We start from the raw sequence: 14,781 nt of genomic DNA, 5'->3' as shown, positions 1-14,781 counted from the left end.
GGCGTATCTGGGCCGCGTACCCGCAGATCAGCAGGCTTGACGGCATGACAGACGTGGTGCGGCTGGAGGCCGTGAGCAAGGTTTACGGGAAGGGCCAGGGCGCGGTCGCCGCCCTGCGGGAGGTGTCCGCGGGGATCCCGCGCGGCTCGTTCACGGCGGTGATGGGCCCGTCCGGGTCGGGCAAGAGCACGTTCCTGCACTGCGCGGCGGGGCTGGACGTGCCGTCGTCCGGCTCGGTACGCCTCGGCGGCACCGAGCTGTCGCGCCTGGGCGAGACCGAGCTGACCGAGCTGCGCAGGCGCCGGGTCGGCTTCGTGTTCCAGGCCTTCAACCTGGTCCCCGCCCTGAACGTGGTGGAGAACGTCACCCTCCCCCTGCGCCTGGCCGGCGCCCGCGTGGACCGGGCCTGGCTCGGCGAGATCCTGCGCCGGGTGGGACTGGAGGGCCGCGCCGGGCACCGGCCCGCGCAGCTCTCCGGCGGCCAGCAGCAGCGGGTCGCCCTGGCCCGGGCGCTGGTCACCAGGCCGGAGGTGGTGTTCGGGGACGAGCCGACCGGCGCCCTGGACACGATGACCGCCCGGGACGTGTTGCGGCTGCTGCGCGAGGTGGTGGACGCCATGGGCCAGACCGTGGTGATGGTGACGCACGACCCGCTGGCGGCCTCGTACGCGGGGACCGTGCTGTTCCTGGCCGACGGCCGGATCGTGGACACGATGACCGCTCCGACCCCCGAGAAGGTGGCCGAGCGGATGACCGGGCTGGGAGCGTGGAAGGGATGATCGGCTTCGCGCTGAAGACGCTGCGGCACCGCAAGGGGGCATTCGCGGGCGCGTTCGTGGCGCTGCTGTGCGCCGCCGCGCTGGTGTGCGCCTGCCTGATGCTGCTGGAGACCGGCCTGCGCGGCACGGTCGCCCCCGAGCGGTACGCGGGCGCGCCCGCGATCGTCGCCGCCGACCAGTACGTCCACGAGACCATCGACAAGGGCGACGGCAAGACGAAGACGAAGGCCAAGCCGCTGTCGGAGCGTGCCTGGCTGCCCGTCTCGGTCGTGACGGCGCTCCGCGCGACGCCCGGGGTGGACAGGGTGATCCCGGAGGTGACGTTCCCGTTCGGCGGGTTCACCGGGCACGGGTGGGAGTCGGCGGGGCTCACCCCGTTCACGATCGCCGCGGGGCGCGCGCCGCGGGCGGACGGCGAGGTGGTGGTCGACGCCCGCGCCGGGCTGGCGGTCGGCGCGGAGCTGCGCGGGCACCGCGTCGTGGGCGTCACCGCGCAGGCCCTGCCCAGCCAGGACACCGTGTTCTTCAGCACCGCCGAGGCCCGCCGCCTGGCCGGGCACCCGGGCATGGTCAGCGCCGCCGGGGCCTTCCCCGCGCTCTCCCGCGCGCCGCAGGGGGCCGTGCTCTACATCGGGGACGAGCGGGGGCGGCTGGAGTTCCTGGACGCGGAGCAGGCGCGGGTCTCGCTGATCAGCATGGGCGGCGCGCTGGCCGCCACCTCGCTGCTGGTCGCGATCCTCGTCGTGGTGGGCACGTTCGCCCTGTCCATCCAGCAGCGCCGGCGCGAGCTCGCCCTGCTGCGGGCCGTGGCGGCCACCCCCAGGCAGGTACGCCGGCTCGTCGGCGGCGAGGCGCTGCTGGTCGGCGGCGTGGCTGGGCTGCTCGGCGCGGCGGCGGGCATCGGGCTCGGCCACTGGCTGTACGCCACGTTCGTGGCCCTGGGCGCGACCCCGGCGAACCTGCGCCTGGTGGTCAGCCCGTTCCCGGCCCTGGCCGCGCTCCTGGCCACGGTGGGCGCCGCCTGGATCGCGGCTCGCGTCTCCGCCCGCCGCCTGGCCCGCATCCGCCCGGTGGCGGCGCTCCGCGAGGCCGCGCTGGACGACGGCCGGCTGCCGTGGCCGCGGCTGCTGGCCGGGCTGACGCTGGCCGCCGGGGCCGTGGTACTCACGCTGGTGCTGTCGGGCCTGAACACGGAGGCGGCGGCCACGCCGGTGACCATGCTGACCGCGCTGGTCTGGACGACCGCCGCGACGCTGCTCGCCCCGCTGGCCGCGAAGGTGGTGCCGCTGCCGCTGAGGGCGGCGGGGGTGACCGGGTTCCTGGCCGCCAGGAGCCTGCGCGCCGACTCCAGGGGCCTGGCCTCGGTGCTCTCGCCGCTCACCCTGATGGTGGCGATGACCTGCACGATCCTGTTCGTCCAGACCACGATGGGGCACGCCGCGCAGGAGCAGGCCGACGCGGGCACCCGGGCCGGCTACGTGCTGCCGGGCGCGCCCGCCGCGGCCGTGCGGAGGGTTCCCGGGGTGGAGGCCGTCACCCAGGTGCTGCGCACGACGGTCCGGGTCGGCCTGGACAAGTACGCCGCCCAGGCCGTCACCTACGACCCCCGCACGCTCGACCTGGGAGTCGTCTCCGGTTCCGTCGAGCCGGACGCGGCCGCCGTCAGCCGGACCGCCGCCACCCGGCTCGGGCTCACGGTCGGTGACCCGCTGCGGTTCACCCTCGGCGACGGCACCCCCGCCACCCTGAAGGTCTCGGCCGTCTACACCCGCGGTCTCGGCTTCGGCGACCTGACCCTGCCGCACTCGCTCGTCTCCGGCCACGTGGACGACCCCGCGGGCACCCTCCTGGTGTCGGCCCCCACCCTGACCAGGGACGCCCTGGCCCGGGCGGTCCCCGGCGCGACGGTGCTCGACCGGGCCCAGGCCGCCGCGGCCGGCACCGCCGACCCGCAGGTCACGTTGGTGGCGCTGGGCCTGATCATCGCCTTCACCGCCATCGCCGTGGTCAACACCCTGGCCATGGCGACGTCGGGCCGGACGAAGGAACTGGCCGTGCTGCGCCTGGCGGGTACCACGCGGCGCCAGATCCTGCGCATGCTCCGCCTGGAGACGCTCTGCGCGACCCTGACGGCGGCCGTCGGGGGCACCGGGATCGCCCTGCTCACCCTGTCGGCGTTCGGCAACGGCATGACGGGCTCGCCCACGCCGTACGTCCCTGTGGCGGCGTACGCGCTGGTCCTGGCCGCCGCGACCGCCCTGGCCCTGGCCGCCACGACCCTGCCCGCCCGCCTGGCCCTCAGATCCCGCCCGGCCGACGCCGTGACGTCCGCCTGACCTCCGTCTTCGCCCACGGAACCCGGGCCGCCCGAACGCGGAGCGGCCCGTCAGGCGGTGATCGAAGCGCCTCAGGCAATCTTGTATTCGGTGTCCCCGAAGTCGGCGATCACCCGCAGCTGCCCACCCAGCGCTTCCACATATGCACGCAGCGTGGAAACCTCCACTCGATCCAGCTCCCCGTGCTCGATCGCCGACACCCGTGGACCGGACACGCCCATCGCGTCAGCCACATCCCGCTGCGTTAGCTCCTGATCCCGCCGGACCTCCGCCAGTTTGTGCGCGCGAACCTCCGCCTTCAGTCTGGCCATCGCGGCTTCCTTCGCGGCGTCCGAGCGCACTGGCAGCCCGCTGGCCGTTCGCCGCTCGTGCGCCTGCCGCTTCACCTCATCCCAGCTCGCCGCGCTCATTCGTACTCCCTCGTGCTCATCTCGGCCAGGTGATCGACGTATCGCTTCTCAGCGATGGGGATGTTGATGTCATACCATCGGCCCCAGTTACCCGACTTATCCCCTGCGACCAGCAGAACCGCTCGCCGGACCGGGTCGAAGGCGAAGATTATCCGAATCTCGCTGCTTCCACATGAACCAGGACGAAGCTCCTTGAAGTGATGCTTATCCGTCCCCTTCAGCCGATCCACCAGGGGCCGCCCCAACGTCGGACCGGCCTCCGCCAGGATGTCGATGGCGTCCTCGACCTGTTCGGCGGTGTTCCAGTCCTCATCGCACAAACGGTCGAACCACTCTCGAACCTCGGCCACCAGCACTATTTCCCAACTGGCCACCACCTCAATTTAATGCCTGCGTTAAGTCCGCGGCAAGCGGCCCGCCGCGACGGTTTCGTACAGGTCCAGGTAGCGGTCGGCCATGACCGACGGGGCGAAGCGGCGGCTGGCCTCGCGGCGGCATTCCTCCGGGTCCAGTTCGTCCACCCGGAGCATCCACTCGGCCAGTTCCTCCTCGGTGTCGGCCAGGAAGCCCGTGCGGCCGTGGTCGATGATCTCCGGCAGGCAGCCGCGGCGCAGGCCCACCGGGGGCACGCCGAGGGCCAGGGCCTCCACGACGGCCGTACCGCCCGGTTCGTCCCACTGGATGGGGAAGAGCGCGGCCCTGGCCGAGGCGTAGAGGAGGTCCCTGGCCGGGCCGCTGACCGCGCCGACCCATCTGACCAGCTCCTCGTCGAGATAGCGGGACACCTGGTCCAGGTGGTAGCGGACGTCCGGATGGCTGTGCAGTGGGTGGTAGGGGTTCTGGGTCACGACGTCCAGCTCCGCGGCGGTGTTCCGGCCGGTGACCGGACCGGCCAGGACCAGCGGAAGCCCCAGCTTCTGGCAGATCCGGGCCGCCACGTGCTGGCCCTTGAGCGCGCAGATGCGGCCCATGACCACGAAGTGCTCCGCCCGGTCCACGCGCGGGCCGCCGCCGGCGAGCGGGGTGGCGAGGTAGACGGCGCCGAGGGAGGCCGCGCGCAGGGCCGCCGGGGCGCGGGCGAGCTGCGACTCCGACACGCCGTTGACGGCGATCGACGGCGGGAACGCCCCATAGAAGGCCGGGTGCTTGCGCAGGTCCCAGTGCAGGGTGTGCAGGACCGGGGGCCCACCGAGCGCCGACAGCAGCGCGGGCCCGACCACCTCCAGATGGTCGTGGACGAGGTCGATGTCGTCGCGGGCGCGCAGCTCGGCGGCCACTCTCGCCTGGTGCGCGTGCGCGATGCCCATGACCTGGTTGTACGGCTTCTGCAGCTCCGCGAACTGGCCGTCGTCGTAGGCGCTGACCAGCTCGTCCACCTCCAGCGTGCTCGACCCGACGGAGGCCAGCACCACGCTGACCCCGCGCTCGCGCAGCGCGGGCACGAGGGTGGCTACCACGTTCTCGATCCCGCCGTAGCCGGGGGGCGGCACCGCGAGCCACGGCCCCGCGTTCACCAGGACTTTCATGCCAGATCCTCCTCAAGGACGAGGGAAGCGAGCGGAGGTCGCTCCGCCACCGCCACGTCCACCAGGCCCGCGCCCTCCAGCCCGAACTGCAGGAGTGTGTGCGCCGGGGGCTGCGACGCCAGCACGCGGCCCTGTCGCTCCAGGCGGGACCAGGCGGTGAGCATGATCTGCCCGGCCATCCGGCCGAGCGCGGCCAACGACTGGTGTGTGTGCGTACGCTGCCCCAGGTCCACCTGGGCCATCGCGTCCAGTCCGATGAGCTGGTAGAGGTCGACGAGCAGGCCGAACTCCACGCCGTACTCGGTGACGAACGGCACCCGTTCGAGCACCTCGCGCCGCCCGGCGTACTCGCCACCGAGCGGCTGGGCGAATCCGGCCAGCTCCGGCCAGAACAGGTTGAGCAGGGGCCGGGCCACCAGCTCGGTCACCCGGCCGCCCTCGCCACGCCGCACGACCCCGCCCGCGCCCGTCAGCGGGCGTTCGTAGGTCGCCTTGACGAAGTGGGTGTCGCCGTTCACCAGCAGCGGCCCCACCAGGCCCGACACGTAGTGCGCGGCGAAGCTGCGCAGGTCGGCGTCCACGAACACGACGAGGTCGCCGCTGGAGGCGGCCAACCCCTTCCACAGCGCCTCCCCCTTGCCCGTCAGCGCCGGCAGGTGCGGGAGAACCTCGTCCTGCGCCACCACCCGCGCGCCCGCCGCGCGGGCGCGCTCGGCGGTGCGGTCGGTGGACTTGGAGTCCACGACGACGATCTCGTCGACGAGCGGTGCCCGCTCCACGAGGTCGCGGCGAATCACGGTGACGATGTCACCCACTGTGCTCTCTTCGTCACGAGCGGGAAGGACGACACTTATTCTGGTGGTTCCCTTGGCCGGCACTAAGGCGTCGACCGGCCACTCGGCTGCGGTGCTAGAGCGCGGGCCATACCACTCCTGGGCATCGGCCAAGGCTCGCAGATCTGTATCCATGCGGTCAGCCCCGATCTCAAGAGGTCACGGCTTCTGCCCGATCCATACGCCTTCGAACATTTTTGTTTGGTCGCGGCTAGAAGTGGCATATGCCGGATTATGTCCCCGATGATTCGCGTCGGCATCATAGGTGCCGGAAATGTCGCCGCTCGTCATGCCGACGTCCTGTCCGGGTTCCCCGATGTCACGATCGCTGGGATCGCCGACATAGATCCCCACAGGGCCGAGGAGCTGGCCTCAAAGCACGGCACCCCCGCCTATGGTTCTCATGCGGACTTGCTCAGTACCGGCGGCCTGGATGCCGTCTACATCTGTGTGCCTCCTTTCGCGCACGGTAACCCGGAACATGACGCTCTGTCGTGCAATCTGCCTATTTTTGTCGAAAAACCCCTTTCGCTTGACCTCCAAACCGCAGAATTGATCGCGTCCGAAATAGAACGGCGATCTTTGCCTTCCGCCGTCGGTCATCACTGGCGTTATCTGGATATCGCCACCCGGGCCCGTGACCTGCTCGCCGGCCGCCCGGTACGCCTCGCGCTCGGCCACTGGCTGGACAAGGTGCCCCCGGTCGCCTGGTGGCTGGACCGCGGCCGGTCCGGCGGCCAGATCGTGGAGCAGGCGGTCCACGTGCTGGACCTGGCGCGGCTCCTGGTGGGCGAGGTGACGATGGTGCACGCCATACCGAGCGGGGCTCCCGAGGCGGACGGCCAGGTGGACCGGGCCACGGCGGCGGTGCTGCGGTTCGCGGACGGCGCGGCCGGGCTGCTGGCCACCTCCTGCCTGCTCACCCGCAAGCACCGGGTCGGCCTGGAGGTGTGCGCCGAGGGCATCGCGCTGGAGCTGAGCGAGACCCGGCTGCTGGTGGACGGCGAACGGGTGATCGAGGACGACGGCCAGGCCAAGACGCGGGTGGACCGGGAGTTCATCAACGCCGTACGGGGCCTGGACGCCGACGTACGCGTGCCGTACCGGGAGGCCCTGCGCACCCACCGCCTGGCCCTGGCGCTCGCGCGGTCCGCGGCCGAGGGCGGACCCGTGACCCTCGAACCCGCCGGAGCGGCGGCGGCAGCCGGTGCCCCAGCACACTTCGCGGAGTGAGGCCATGAACGCTACCGCGGTGCTCAGCATCGAGGCGCCCGGACGGGTGAAGCTGGTGGAGGAGAAGCTGCCCGAGCTGCCCGAGGGCGGCTTCCTGGTGGCGACCACGCACAGCGGCGTCTCCGCGGGCACCGAACTCACCTACGTCAAGGGCACGAACCCCTACCTGACCTCGTCCTGGGACCCGGCGCTCGGGCTGTTCACGGAGGGCACGCCCTCGGTCAGCTACCCGGTACGGGGCATCGGCTACATGCAGGTCGGCCTGGTGGTGGAGACCCGTACGCGGGCGGTGGCCGAGGGGTCGCTGGTCGCGATGGCGTACGGGCACCGCACCGCGTACGTGGCCGACCCGATGACCGACCGGTTCGTGACGCTGCCCGACGACCTCGACCCGGTGCTCGGCGTCTACGTGGCCCACATGGGCCCGATCTGCGCCAACGGCCTCCTGCACGCGGCCCACGACCTGCACGGTCCGGCCGTACGGAACCTGGGGGACGGCGTGCGCGGGCGGCGGGTCGCGGTCGTCGGCGCGGGCGTGGTGGGGCTGCTGACGGCCTGCTTCGCGATGCTGGCCGACGCCGCCGAGGTCGTGGTCGTGGACGAGACCGCGGCCAGGCTCGGGGTCGCCGACCGGCTCGGCGCGAACGTGCTGGCCGCCGACGACGACCCGGCGGTGGCGCTGAAGCGCCGCTGGCGGCACGGCCCCAACGACCGCGGCGCCGACGTGGTCTTCCAGTGCCGCGGCCGGCCCAGGGCGCTGGCGCTCGGGCTTCGGCTGCTGCGCCCCCAGGGCACGCTGGTGGACCTCGCCTTCTACACCCAGGGCGCGGAGGAGGTGCGGCTCGGCGAGGAGTTCCACCACAACGGGCTCACCGTGCGCTGCGCCCAGATCGGCCGGGTGCCGCGCGGCCTGGCGCACGCCTGGGACCGGGAACGGCTCTCGCACGAGACGATCGGGCTGCTCCGCGAGCGCGGCGGGCCGCTACGCGAGCACGTGATCACTGACGTCGTCGGATTCCCCGAGGCCCCCGGCTTCCTCGCCGACCTCGCGGCCCGCCGCCGGCAGACCATCCAGGCCGTGCTCTGCGACCATGTCGAGGACGAGGGCGGCTGACCAGCTGAAGTCCCGGCAGCCGTGCCCGCGCATCGTGAACGGGTCGAAGTATTCGCGGAAGCCGGACTGCGTGACCGCACTGATCACACCGTCCGCGAGCGGGCCGGCCAGGTCGGGACGGCGCTCCTTGAGCCCCTGCCAGACCAGCCAGGTGAGGTTGATCCAGCTCGGGCCCCGCCAGTAGCGGGCCGGGTCGAACTCGGGCGCGGCCGGGGAGAAACTGGGCAGCACCCCGTCCTTGAGCGCGAACCGGTCCAGCGCCGTGCCGACCAGCGCGTTGACGATCTCGCGCGGCAGCTCCGGCAGCATGAGCGGGGTCAGCCCGGCGGCGCTGTTGGAGCGGACGAGGCATCCGGTGCGCAGGTCACGGGGGTGGAAGAGGCCGTCGTCGTAGAGGTTCTCGACCAGAGCGGCGGTCATCGCGGCCGCCTCGCGCTCGTGCGGCTCCGGGTCCAGGCCGCACACGTCGGCGATCCTGGCGAGCGCGCATTCCGCCGCCCCGTACGCGGCGTTGAACAGCGGATCCTCGACATGGAACGCGCCGGGATCGCGGTAGCCGGAGTCGCGGTAGGCGCGGGCGAGCGCCACGTAGCGCTCATAGTCGCGGTCGGTGGGCCGCTCGTCGGCGCTGACGTCGTTGAGATCCCGGCGGACGAACCCGGCCTGCCCCGGCCGCACGGCGCTCAGCGGCAGGTCCCAGGCCGGGCTGTTGTCCATGCCCGACTCCCAGGGATGCACGATCGAGATCAGGCCCTCGGGCGAGCGGCGGGCCGCGCGCAGGAACGCCTGCTGGGCCACCAGCCGGGGATAGATCCTGCGCAGGAACGCCGGGTCGGGCTCGACCAGATGCGCCTTCCACGCGGCCAGCGCGTGCACCGGCGGCTGGACGATGCCCGAGGTGGCGCTCCCGGAGGGCGCCCGGACCTGCCAGAACTCCGGGCCGGGGAAGTAGGCCCCGTCCGGCACCCGCGGGTTGAACACGATGTGCGGCACCCTGCCGTCCTCCCACTGGGCGCCGAACAGGGAGAGCAGCTCCGTCCGGGCCCGCCGCGGCGACCAGCGGGCGTTGCCGATCGCGGTGAAGGCCGAGTCCCAGCTCCACTGGTGCGGGTAGAGACGGCGGGAGGGGACCGTGTAGCCGCCGTCCCAGTTGGCGACCAGGACACGCACGGCGTCGCGGAGGATCATAGGTACTTCCTCACAAAGGCTGCGGTTTGGGGAAGGACGATCTCGGGCTCGCCGCGGAGCCGGCATTCGAGGGCGAGGTAGCCGTCGTAGCCGACGGCGTCGAGCGTGGCGAGCTGGGCGCCCCAGTCGAGGTGGCCGGTGCCGGGCTGGTTTCTGTTGGACTCGCTGATCTGCATGTGCGCGAGGTAGGGCGCGGCCTCGGCCAGCGAGCGGCAGGGATCGTCCTCCTCGATGTTCATGTGGTAGGTGTCGCCGACCGCCCTGATCGAGTCCATGGAGCAGTAGGAGACGGCCTCGGCGAGGGTGTTGACCATGTGGTTCTCGTAGCGGTTGAGCGGTTCCAGCATGATCAGCACGCCGTTGCGCTGCGCGTGCTCGCCGAGCACGCCCAGTGCCTCGGTCAGCACCTCGCGGTCGCCTTCGGGGCTGCGCGGCGGCTCGAACGGCGGCAGCCGGCGGGAGAACTGCCCCCAGGAGGCCGGGGTCATGACGCCCAGCCCGCCCAGCTCGCCGATCACCGTGAGCTGGGACCTGAGCTGCTGGATGGCGTCCTTGCGCTTGGCCGGGTCGAAGTCGCCGATGAAGTGCGGCATGTCCACGCACACCGTCGGCATCACCACGCCGTCGGCCAGCGCCCGCTTGAGCTCGGTCAGCCGACCGGCGAAGTGGAAGTCGCCCTTGCCGCGCAACTCGATGGCATCGAATCCCGCCTCGACCGCGAACGCGTATTTCTCCTGCAGCGTGCGACCGGGCAGAAGCTGCTCCTGTACGGCGAGCTTCACTGTGACTCCTCGAAGGTGAAGACGAGCTGGAGCACCTGTGACGGGTGCTGGTCGAGCAGGTCGAAGGCCTCGGCGGCGCGCTCGACCGGCAGGACGTGGCTGACGAGCGCGGTGGCCTCGACCTGGCCCTCGTGCACGAGCCGCATGAACGTGCGCTGCAGGCGCTCGACGTCCCACCGGTGCGCCAGCCAGGAGGCGACGCCGCCGATCTGGGAGGAGACGAGCTGGACCTGGTTGTGGTGGAACTCCTCGCCCAGCCGCAGCCCGATGCCGTCGCCCTGGTAGAACCCGGCGGCCACGACCCGGCCGCCCCGGCGCACGGTCCTGATCGCCTCGTGCAGCCCCTGGTGGCTGCCGCTCAGCTCGATGACGGAGTCGGCCCCCTCGATGCGCTTGCGCGTGAACTCGGCCACCGACCCCGACCGCACGTCGAACACCTCGGCCGCGCCGAACCCGCGGGCCAGCTCCAGCCGGTCGGGGATGGCGTCGGCCGCGACGACCCGGGCGCCGCTGAGCACCGCCAGGCGGGTGGCCAGCAGCCCGATGACACCCTGGCCGAAGATCGCCAACTGGTCGCCGAGGTGCACGTCGGCGGCGTGTACGGCGTTGAGCGCGATGGCCCCGACCCGGGCGAAGACACCGGTCAGCGGGTCGGCCCCGGGCGGCAGCACGTGGCCGACCAGCTTGGCGGCCGGGACTGTGGCCTCGGCCCGGTGGCCCCAGATGCCCCACACGAGGCTGCCGACGGGCGGATCGGCGACGTCGGGCGCCGCCTCCACCACCTCGCCGACCTCCTGGTAACCCCAGCCGGTCAGCGGGTAGGCATGTGTCTCCCCGTCGACGAACAACCTGCGTTCGGTGTCCCATTTACGGCTTAGGTATGGATTAGTGCCGCGATAGGCGGTTAGTTCAGTGCCCGCGGAGACTCCGGAATAGATCGTACGCACACGTACGGAACCCGGCACCATGACAGCGGGTGACTCCACACTGACGCGGACATGACCTGGCTGTTGAAAAGTGATGACGCGCATTCCCCACACTTACGCTTAATGATCAAACAAAAGTCGAAGCTTTACGAGTCGTTGGCAGACGTTAGTTGCGCTCGTAACACTCTTAAGTCTACGACTTCCATCGGGGGCGGCTGGTGAAATCGGGGTTTCTGCCAGCGTGTCTTCCGGAAAGCCACCTTACCGACAATGTCTGCGTGCCCGTGCGCCAGGGGGTTTCCAGGCCGACGGGTGACCCGTGGATGACCGAAACGCGGAAAAAGTAGATTTTTTCCGGATCTGATCATCTTTGCCGCGCGGAAGCACGGTGAGGGTACAGACCGGTCTCGTTATCGCCTACCGCACGTTGCCCAAACCTGACTGGGGTAGGGGCGGCATATCCCCAAATCGGAGGAGCGTGCCATGCCGAAACAGGTAACCGCCATCCTCTCCGCCGCACTACTGATCGCTGCCTCCCTCGCGGCCTGCGGTGACGGCGGTGGCGAGGAGCAGCCCGCGGCCGACCAGATCACGGTCTGGACGGAGGAGAACCTCCCGGACCGGATGGCCGTCCAGAACGCGATCGTCGCCGAGTTCAGCCAGAAGACCGGGATCCAGGTGAAGCTGGTCGGGGTGGCCGAGGACCAGTTCAGCCAGACGATGACGGCCGCGGCCGCGGCCGGCGACCTGCCCGACGTGATCGGGGCGCTGCCGCTGGCGGCCGTCCGCGAGCTGGAGGCCAACGACCTGCTCGACACCGAGACGCCCGGCAAGGTCGTGGACCGGCTCGGCCGGGACTCGTTCTCGGCGCGTGCCCTGGAGCTCGACAGCTCGGGGGGCAGCCTGCTCGCCGTGCCCAGCGACGGGTGGGCGCAGTTGATCCTCTACCGCAAGGACCTGTTCGAGCGGGCCGGGCTGCGGCCGCCGGAGACGTACGAGAGCCTGGAGGCCGCGGCGGCCAAGCTCAACACCGGCGGGATGGCGGGCATCACGCTGGCCATCGCGCCGAAGGACTCCTTCACCGCGCAGAGCTTCGAGTACGTCGCCCAGGCGAACGGTTGCCAGCTCGTCGACAATTCCGGAAATATCACCCTTAACTCGCCGCCGTGTGTCAGGGCTTTCGCGTTCTACGCGAAGCTGGCCAGGGACTACTCCGTCAAGGGCAAGCAGGACGTCGACTCCACCCGGGCCACCTACTTCTCCGGCAAGGCGGCCATGACGATCTGGTCGTCGTTCATCCTGGACGAGCTGGCGGGCCTGCGTAAGGACGCGACGCCGAGCTGCCAGGAGTGCCGCGCCGACCCCGGGTGGCTGGCCAGGAACACCGGCGTGGTCACGGCGCTGAAGGGTCCCGACGGGAGCGCGCCGACCCAGTACGGCGAGATCGTCTCGTGGGCGATCACCCGTGACGCCGCCAAGGACCCGGCGGCCAAGTTCGTCGCCTACATGATGAACGAGGGCTACGAGCGCTGGATCGGCATGGCGCCCGAGGGCAAGTTCCCCACCCGCAGGGGCTTCGAGGACAAGTGGGACGAGCTGCCCGCCGGGGTCGACACCAAGAAACCGCTGGCCGACATCTACCCGGCCGACGTGCTGGACGCCCTGCGCAAGAGCCCCGACACGTTCGCCCGCTGGGGCATCCCGCAGGGGCAGGGCAAGCTGGTCGGGGCCACGATGGGCGAGCTGCCCGTGCCCAAGGCGCTCAGCTCGGTCGCCGACGGATCGCTGACCCCGCAGGCAGCCGCCGCCCAGGCCAAGGCCGACGTGGAGTCGATCAAACGCGGGATCAGGCAATGACCGCGACGCCCGCCCGCACCGAGGGGCCGCCGGCGCCGCCGGGGCGCCGCCCGCGCGGGCGGACGTTGCGGGAGCAGGAGGGGCGCGCCGGGCTCGCGCTCATCTCGCCGACGCTGATCATCACGCTGGTCGTGGTGGTGTTGCCGCTGGCGTGGGCGATCATGCTGGCGTTCCAGGACGCGCGGCTGATCAACATCCGCCGGGTGGGGGTCTTCGGAAACTACACGCTGGAGAACTTCGCGTACGTGGTCTCCGCACCCGGCTTCTGGTCCTCCCTGGTCAACACGCTCGTCTACACCGTCGCCGGGACGGCGTCGTCGATCGCGATCGGGCTGGTGACGGCACTGGCGCTGCGCGACCGGTTCAGGGGCCGGACCCTGGTCCGGGCCTCGATCCTCATCCCGTACGTGGCGCCGGTCGTGGCGGTGGCGTTCCTGTGGGAGACGATGCTCAACCCGCAGTACGGCATCGTCAACACCTGGCTCAGCGAGCCCATCGCCTTCCTCACGCAGGCCAGGGGCGAGTTCCTGGGCGTGCAGGTGCCGGTCGCGCTGCTGACGGTGATCGCGTTCGAGGCGTGGCGGTATTTCCCGTTCGCGTTCCTGTTCATCCTGGCCAGGCTGCAGGCGCTGCCGGCGGAGCTGGACGAGGCCGCCGTGGTGGACGGGGCCACGCCGACCCAGCGGTTCCGTTACGTGATCATGCCGCAGCTCTGGCGGATCATCGCGCTGCTGTCGGTGCTGCGGTTCGTGTTCACCTTCACCAAGTTCGACGACGTCTACCTGCTGACCGGCGGCGGGGCCGGGACCGAGGTCGTCAGCGTGCGCGTCTACAACTTCCTGACCGCCCGCGACGACATCGGCGCCTCGGCGGCCCAGGCGATCGTCCTGGCCGTCTTCCTGGCCGTCTTCCTGGCCATCTACCTGCGCTTCTTCGCCGGGGGTGAACGTGACCAGAGATAGGTTCGAGCGAGGGCTCCTCAAGGTGCTCAGGCCGCTGGTGATCGTCTTCCTCTTCCTGATCACCGCGTTCCCGTTCCTCTACATGGTGATGCTGTCCGTCCGCGACATCCAGGAGCTCATCCTGGAGCCGGGCTCGTTGTGGCCGCGGAGCTTCACCCTGGACACCTACGCGGACGTGCTGACCAGGCAGGGCTTCCTGACCTTCCTGAAGAACAGCGCGATCATCGCGGTCGCGTCGGTGGCGTGCACGCTGCTGATCTCCATCCCCGGCGCCTACGCGGTGGCGCGGCTGCGCTTCTTCGGACGCCGGCAGGTGCACTTCCTGTTCCTGGCCGTCTACCTGTTTCCGGCGATCGTGCTGGCCATCCCGCTGTTCGTGCTGTTCACGATGCTCGGGCTACGGGGGTCGCTGGTCGGCCTGATTCTTGTCTATATCGCGCAAACAGTGCCCGTCACGGTATATATGCTCCGCAACTACTTCGAGACCGTGCCGCAAAGCGTGGAGGAAGCGGCCGCTATCGACGGGTGCACGAGACTGTCGACCATCTGGCGCGTGGTGCTGCCACTGTCCAAGCCCGCGCTGATGGCCACCGGCCTCTACGCGTTCATGATCGCTTGGAACGAGTTCCTGTTCGCCCTGCTCTTCCTGGTGGAGAGGAGGGAGAGCTGGACCGTTTCGCTGGGGCTCTCGCAACTGGCGGGGAGCATAGAGATCCCGACAACGGTCCTGATGGCAGGATCGGTGGTGCTGACGCTGCCCATCGTGATCGTGTTCTTCGCCAGTGAACGACTGCTGACGGAGGGCCTCACGGCAGGAGCAGAGAAGGGGTAGACC

General features: G+C 70.8%; 14 protein-coding genes and 1 pseudogene. 7 read left to right on the top strand and 8 right to left on the bottom strand.

Annotated elements, in window-relative coordinates:
- Positions 1-44: 44 nt before the first annotated feature.
- Positions 45-779, top strand: coding sequence for an ABC transporter ATP-binding protein (locus ABGB18_RS23470; protein WP_347697715.1), 735 nt, complete (start codon positions 45-47; stop codon positions 777-779).
- Positions 776-3,115 carry an FtsX-like permease family protein gene (locus tag ABGB18_RS23465; RefSeq protein ID WP_347697714.1) on the top strand — a complete coding sequence of 780 codons (2,340 nt, stop codon included), beginning with the start codon at positions 776-778 and terminating at the stop codon, positions 3,113-3,115. Before ABGB18_RS23470 ends, ABGB18_RS23465 begins: the two co-directional genes overlap by 4 nt.
- Positions 3,116-3,186: 71 nt before the next feature.
- Here the strand turns inward: ABGB18_RS23465 and ABGB18_RS23460 are convergent, their stop codons facing one another.
- From ABGB18_RS23460 to ABGB18_RS23440, 5 genes are read right to left on the bottom strand one after another with little or no spacing between them, the layout of a single operon-like run.
- Entirely contained in the window at positions 3,187-3,525 is a 339-nt protein-coding gene (locus ABGB18_RS23460; protein WP_347697713.1) for an XRE family transcriptional regulator, read from the bottom strand.
- Positions 3,522-3,899, bottom strand: a complete 378-nt coding sequence (locus ABGB18_RS23455; RefSeq protein ID WP_347697712.1) for a type II toxin-antitoxin system RelE/ParE family toxin — start codon at positions 3,897-3,899, stop codon at positions 3,522-3,524. The genes ABGB18_RS23460 and ABGB18_RS23455 overlap by 4 nt, the downstream gene beginning before the upstream one ends.
- Before the next feature lie 21 nt (positions 3,900-3,920).
- On the bottom strand, positions 3,921-5,051 hold the full coding sequence (locus ABGB18_RS23450) for a glycosyltransferase (RefSeq protein ID WP_347697711.1): 1,131 nt from the start codon (positions 5,049-5,051) through the stop codon (positions 3,921-3,923).
- Positions 5,048-6,019 (bottom strand): glucosyl-3-phosphoglycerate synthase, encoded by a 972-nt coding sequence (locus ABGB18_RS23445; RefSeq protein ID WP_347697710.1) that lies wholly within the window; start codon positions 6,017-6,019, stop codon positions 5,048-5,050. The genes ABGB18_RS23450 and ABGB18_RS23445 overlap by 4 nt, the downstream gene beginning before the upstream one ends.
- Before the next feature lie 24 nt (positions 6,020-6,043).
- Positions 6,044-6,238: a hypothetical protein gene (locus tag ABGB18_RS23440; protein ID WP_347697709.1), complete on the bottom strand. Its 195-nt coding sequence runs from the start codon at positions 6,236-6,238 to the stop codon at positions 6,044-6,046.
- Between the two features lie 228 nt (positions 6,239-6,466).
- On the opposite strand from ABGB18_RS23440, the gene ABGB18_RS23435 reads away from it, so the two are divergent.
- Together ABGB18_RS23435 and ABGB18_RS23430 are read left to right on the top strand one after the other, a co-directional pair.
- Positions 6,467-7,117: a Gfo/Idh/MocA family oxidoreductase gene (locus ABGB18_RS23435; protein WP_347697708.1), complete on the top strand. Its 651-nt coding sequence runs from the start codon at positions 6,467-6,469 to the stop codon at positions 7,115-7,117.
- 4 nt (positions 7,118-7,121) lie between these two features.
- Positions 7,122-7,991 (top strand): annotated as a pseudogene (locus ABGB18_RS23430) (zinc-binding dehydrogenase); the annotation flags it as partial.
- Positions 7,992-8,099: 108 nt separating this feature from the next.
- Here ABGB18_RS23430 and ABGB18_RS23425 read toward each other — a convergent pair.
- The 3 genes from ABGB18_RS23425 to ABGB18_RS23415 are packed head-to-tail and all read right to left on the bottom strand — an operon-like array spanning position 8,100 to position 11,049.
- Positions 8,100-9,419: a hypothetical protein gene (locus ABGB18_RS23425; protein ID WP_347697707.1), complete on the bottom strand. Its 1,320-nt coding sequence runs from the start codon at positions 9,417-9,419 to the stop codon at positions 8,100-8,102.
- Positions 9,416-10,201 carry a sugar phosphate isomerase/epimerase family protein gene (locus ABGB18_RS23420; protein ID WP_347697706.1) on the bottom strand — a complete coding sequence of 262 codons (786 nt, stop codon included), beginning with the start codon at positions 10,199-10,201 and terminating at the stop codon, positions 9,416-9,418. Before ABGB18_RS23420 ends, ABGB18_RS23425 begins: the two co-directional genes overlap by 4 nt.
- Positions 10,198-11,049 carry a zinc-binding alcohol dehydrogenase gene (locus ABGB18_RS23415; RefSeq protein WP_347697705.1) on the bottom strand — a complete coding sequence of 284 codons (852 nt, stop codon included), beginning with the start codon at positions 11,047-11,049 and terminating at the stop codon, positions 10,198-10,200. Before ABGB18_RS23415 ends, ABGB18_RS23420 begins: the two co-directional genes overlap by 4 nt.
- Before the next feature lie 561 nt (positions 11,050-11,610).
- On the opposite strand from ABGB18_RS23415, the gene ABGB18_RS23410 reads away from it, so the two are divergent.
- Genes ABGB18_RS23410 through ABGB18_RS23400 form a run of 3 tightly spaced genes read left to right on the top strand, consistent with a single transcriptional unit; the run spans position 11,611 to position 14,778 of the window.
- On the top strand, positions 11,611-12,984 hold the full coding sequence (locus ABGB18_RS23410; protein ID WP_347697704.1) for an extracellular solute-binding protein: 1,374 nt from the start codon (positions 11,611-11,613) through the stop codon (positions 12,982-12,984).
- Complete coding sequence (locus ABGB18_RS23405; protein ID WP_347697703.1) at positions 12,981-13,946, top strand: sugar ABC transporter permease; 966 nt, start codon at positions 12,981-12,983, stop codon at positions 13,944-13,946. Before ABGB18_RS23410 ends, ABGB18_RS23405 begins: the two co-directional genes overlap by 4 nt.
- Positions 13,933-14,778, top strand: coding sequence for a carbohydrate ABC transporter permease (locus ABGB18_RS23400; protein WP_347697702.1), 846 nt, complete (start codon positions 13,933-13,935; stop codon positions 14,776-14,778). Before ABGB18_RS23405 ends, ABGB18_RS23400 begins: the two co-directional genes overlap by 14 nt.
- The last annotated feature ends 3 nt before the right edge of the window (positions 14,779-14,781 follow it).

The organism is Nonomuraea sp. B12E4, assembly GCF_039871825.1.
In the GTDB taxonomy this organism is placed as follows: domain Bacteria; phylum Actinomycetota; class Actinomycetes; order Streptosporangiales; family Streptosporangiaceae; genus Nonomuraea.
This window is presented reverse-complemented; position numbering and strand designations above follow the sequence as displayed.

Coding starts and splice junctions, on each gene's coding strand:
- ABGB18_RS23405 (WP_347697703.1), top strand. CDS start 12,981: ATGACCGCGACGCCCGCCCGCACCGAGGGGCCGCCGGCGCCGCCGGGG.
- ABGB18_RS23460 (WP_347697713.1), bottom strand. CDS start 3,525: ATGAGCGCGGCGAGCTGGGATGAGGTGAAGCGGCAGGCGCACGAGCGG.
- ABGB18_RS23445 (WP_347697710.1), bottom strand. CDS start 6,019: ATGGATACAGATCTGCGAGCCTTGGCCGATGCCCAGGAGTGGTATGGC.
- ABGB18_RS23425 (WP_347697707.1), bottom strand. CDS start 9,419: ATGATCCTCCGCGACGCCGTGCGTGTCCTGGTCGCCAACTGGGACGGC.
- ABGB18_RS23410 (WP_347697704.1), top strand. CDS start 11,611: ATGCCGAAACAGGTAACCGCCATCCTCTCCGCCGCACTACTGATCGCT.
- ABGB18_RS23470 (WP_347697715.1), top strand. CDS start 45: ATGACAGACGTGGTGCGGCTGGAGGCCGTGAGCAAGGTTTACGGGAAG.
- ABGB18_RS23465 (WP_347697714.1), top strand. CDS start 776: ATGATCGGCTTCGCGCTGAAGACGCTGCGGCACCGCAAGGGGGCATTC.
- ABGB18_RS23450 (WP_347697711.1), bottom strand. CDS start 5,051: ATGAAAGTCCTGGTGAACGCGGGGCCGTGGCTCGCGGTGCCGCCCCCC.